This is a genomic window from Actinoplanes sp. ATCC 53533 (assembly GCF_003947245.1).
The window spans coordinates 1-3556 of sequence record NZ_QHHV01000353.1 but is presented as its reverse complement, the minus strand read 5'-3'; the positions used below and the strand labels follow the sequence as shown (position 1 = coordinate 3556).

At 67.5% G+C, this 3556-nt stretch carries 3 protein-coding genes; 2 read left to right on the top strand and 1 reads right to left on the bottom strand.

Annotated features, from left to right (window positions below):
• Window positions 1-1171 (bottom strand): GPP34 family phosphoprotein (locus tag DMB66_RS56875; protein ID WP_199753245.1); only part of this gene is annotated, 1171 nt, incomplete at its 3' end.
• Window positions 1172-1322: 151 nt separating this feature from the next.
• Between DMB66_RS56875 and DMB66_RS56870 the strand changes: the two genes are divergently transcribed.
• Both DMB66_RS56870 and DMB66_RS56865 read left to right on the top strand, forming a co-directional pair.
• Window positions 1323-2186, top strand: a complete 864-nt coding sequence (locus DMB66_RS56870; protein WP_125812310.1) for a hypothetical protein — start codon at window positions 1323-1325, stop codon at window positions 2184-2186.
• A gap of 287 nt (window positions 2187-2473) precedes the next feature.
• Complete coding sequence (locus DMB66_RS56865; protein ID WP_125812309.1) at window positions 2474-3442, top strand: DUF4238 domain-containing protein; 969 nt, start codon at window positions 2474-2476, stop codon at window positions 3440-3442.
• The last annotated feature ends 114 nt before the right edge of the window (window positions 3443-3556 follow it).

The following is a 3556-nucleotide window of genomic DNA, read 5'->3' as shown; positions in this document are numbered from 1 at the left end:
GCTCGGCGAGCTGGTACCGGCTGCCGCGGACCGCGCGACGTTGTTGGTGGAGTAGCCCGGCCTCGACCAACCCGGACCGGGTGTGCTCGTAGACCCACCTGTAAAGATCGTGCGGTTCGTTGCGAAGATCGATGCGGACACCCCGCAGTACCTCTGCCAGGCGAGGTATGCGCTCCTCGGCGAGAACCTGAAGGAATTCGGTGCTGAACGGTTCCGCGGCTGGGTCCGTGCGCCCAGTGATCGGGTAGATCCGGCCCTGCTCCACGCGGATGCGTCCTTGCAGCAGCAGGTCTGAAAGTGTCGCCGCGACCAGGCTCACGCCGATGGCACCAGGAGTGGCCAGGGGACGCACGTCCTCGTCGTGGACGAGCAGCCATAACCGGTCGCGCACGCTGGATAGGTCGCGGGCCATCAGGTGGCTTCCATGATCGCAGGGAATCCCCGGCGGGCGCGCGGGCTCGGCCGGGGTGCCCCGGCCCGGTCTGTTCCGCATTCGGGTGGGACGGCGTCCCTCCCGCCAGGTGCAACCTTTTCGGTCATTTCGCCCCTCACAATTTCTGACCATAGGGCAGCGCAGCCACGGTCGGTAAGCGACGTCGGCTGGTTCCGACAAAACGTTGACACGCGGGCCGGCACGCCAACCGTGTCCAATGTCGGTCGATCTACCGAGTCGGTCGGCGACGAGCGTTTGCGACTCAGCCGAACCTGCCTTCGGCTCCAGGGCGGGAGTTGTCGTTCGCGTCCGACCGATGTGGTGGTGCCGTACCAGGGCCGACCTGCGCGGGGGATCTGCGTGCGGTCCTCGGCGCGCTACACGCAACAGCCCTCCCAGCCCGCGCCTTGGTGGAGGCAGCCGGGCGTCGGTCAAGGTCGCCGAGCGCGACGCGATCCGGGCTTCGATGCTGGGGTAGGTGTCACGGACCAGCTGCGAGGCGGCGCGCAGCAGCAGGCGGGCCAGGCTGGCGCGGGTGGCGGACAGCGGCCCGAACAGGTCGGCGTACTCGTCCACCGTGGCCAGCGGGGTCGGCCCGTCGAGGGTGCGAAACCGGACGTAGTACGGCTCGACGAGCGACGTGGCTCCGCTGGCCCGGAACAGCGCGTGCCAGGTGCCTTCAATTTCGCCGACGAAAGTCGCGGGGGCCCGGCCGGTGCCGGCGGGCGACTCGGGCACGGCCTGGTCCTGCGCGGCGACGGTGCGGTCCGGGCGATCAGTCGCCCGTGGCGGAGGCGGGATTCGTGCACGTCAGGTGTACGGTCAAGCTCCGGGCGCACGGGACAGGTTCATCCCGCACGCCGCATCCCGAGACCGAAGACGCCGGACGATGACTGTGCTGGACACCGCTCTGCGCAAGGCCCTCGCCGGCGCTGCCCGCTTCCTGCCGCAGCTCACGCAGCGGGCCGAAGCCGCGCTGGTTGCCGACCACCAACCCATCACGGGAACCGGAAACCTGTACGGCAACGGCGGTGCCCGGTTTTGGTTGAACGTCGCCGTCGCCCCCAACCACTCGCCCGAGACCCTCGATCCGCCCGCGTTCGTCGACGCGGCCAACGGGCTGGCCGCAGTCTTCTTCGAGGACGCTCCCTTCCACGCCGATTACTCCGGCAACCTCGAGGTGCGCCTGGTAGAAGGTGCTCCCACCGAGAACAGTTCGTGGGGCGACGCGCACACGTTGCGGATCTTCCCCAGCGGCCTGGTCATGCTCCAATGGGTGCTGCGGGCCACGCCGCTCCCGGACGGCCAACCCGGCTTCGAGCTGTCCTTGGACGAGATCGTCACCGTGCTGCGCCGGGCGTACGCGCTCGCCCACAGCCCACAGTTCGCGGCGACCCATCGCCGACGGCGGTGGGTCCGGCACCGATTCGACTGGCGGATGGGGCTGTCACCGTCGATCAGCGATACCCAGGGGCCCGCCTTCTGGCGTCGCCTGAGCTCCGCGGCACCCCTGCCCGAGCGGGTACCGACCCGGCAAAATCCGCATTGTCCATTCGACGGCTACGCCGCCGCGGCGATGAGAGACCGCAAGGTGACCGACTCCCTCGAGGACACTTTCCGCCCCGCCTTACAGGAGCTGTTCACCTCATCGGGGTTCAGTGGCAGGATCTCACAAGCCGTGGCCGCGACGCTGACCGAACCCGCCGCAGCGCGTTCGCTCGGGACGCCAACCCGCGAAATCACCGCCGGGTGAGCAGCTCGCCCGGCCTGATCGGCCCGCAGCTTCTCGCGGAACGGCACGTTCGCGCGCGTGGATGTTGCCGAGGAGCCTCGCCGGCGGTGTGACTGCCGCCGACCCGCCGACATAGCGGTGACCGGGATCTGGTCGAGCCCGACATACTTGTCCGGCCGGGACCACGTCCCGATGACCGCGCGTCCGGGATGGGGTGAAGCCGTGGTTGCACACAGCAATCGAGTGACTACCTCGCGACGCAGGGAAAGGGTTTTGCGGGTTGCCTGATCGGCTGCCACCATCGTGGAATGGACCAGGCAGAGCAGCGGGCGCGATTTCCCGCCGAATGGCGGGCCCGCATCGAGCGACTCCGGTCTCGGGCGGGGCAGAACACTCCTGGCCAGCATGTGGTGTCGCGCGTGATCCTCAAGAGGTTCGCCGGCAAGACCGGGGTCCGATACCTGAACGTCCTTCGCCCCGACGCGACGGGCCGGGACGTGGGGCCTGCCGGCGTCGGGAAGGTACAGAACTTCGTCCCGGTCGCGTCGACGTCGGCGGAAATGCTGTGGGCGCAAACGGAAACCCTTCTGCCATATGCGCTTGATCTTTGCGACCGCGGCGTGGCGCACACTGACGAGCGTGCGCTGACGCTGTTGCGCGAGGCATTCGCGCTGCACTACGTTCGTAGCCTTGAAACGCGGATAACCCACGCGCGCGCCTACGAGGAAGCCAGGGAAAAGCAGAAGCAGATCGTGTGGGCGAGCATGGATTGGCGAACAGCGTTCCTCGACAAGTACGGCATTTATCCCGCAGGAGAGGAAGCTTTTCATATCCTGATGGATGGCGCACTCGCCCAAAACGACGCCGATTTCGAGACGGGGCTGATCTTCCGCGAGGCGATCGAACGACATTTCGAGAAGACCAAGGTTTGGCTATCTGCACACGGCCTTGAGATCATCCGTCCTGTCGCTGGAGAGTTCCTCATCGGCGACAATCCCGCCCTTACCGTCTCCCGCGACGGCCGACTAGGACACGGGACGGGCGAGGTGCCGCTGGGCGACGCCGATCAGATATTCATGCCCATCGGCCGACACACACTGCTGTCGGTCGGACCGCAGAGCCAGACCGGCACGGTGCCCGAAGACACCGTTCGCGTTCTGAACGAATGGCAAGTTCGAGCCGCAAGCCAATACGTGTACTTCCATCCGGACAGCGAGCTGGAGAACTTCGTCCGCGAGGTGCGCATCAGCATGGCCCGTCCAGCCGAGGCCGCCTGACGGCACGCCCGGGTCCACGGCAGGCCAGGCTCTGTCGGGTACCGGATCGATCACGCCGGCCCGCTCGCCGTGCTGGTGCTCATCGGCGACGGTGACTTCACCACGGCTCGGCAA

Bases quoted from the DNA above. Each gene is read 5' to 3' on its own strand.
- DMB66_RS56870 (WP_125812310.1), top strand. From the start codon at position 1,323: ATGACTGTGCTGGACACCGCTCTGCGCAAGGCCCTCGCCGGCGCTGCC.
- DMB66_RS56865 (WP_125812309.1), top strand. From the start codon at position 2,474: ATGGACCAGGCAGAGCAGCGGGCGCGATTTCCCGCCGAATGGCGGGCC.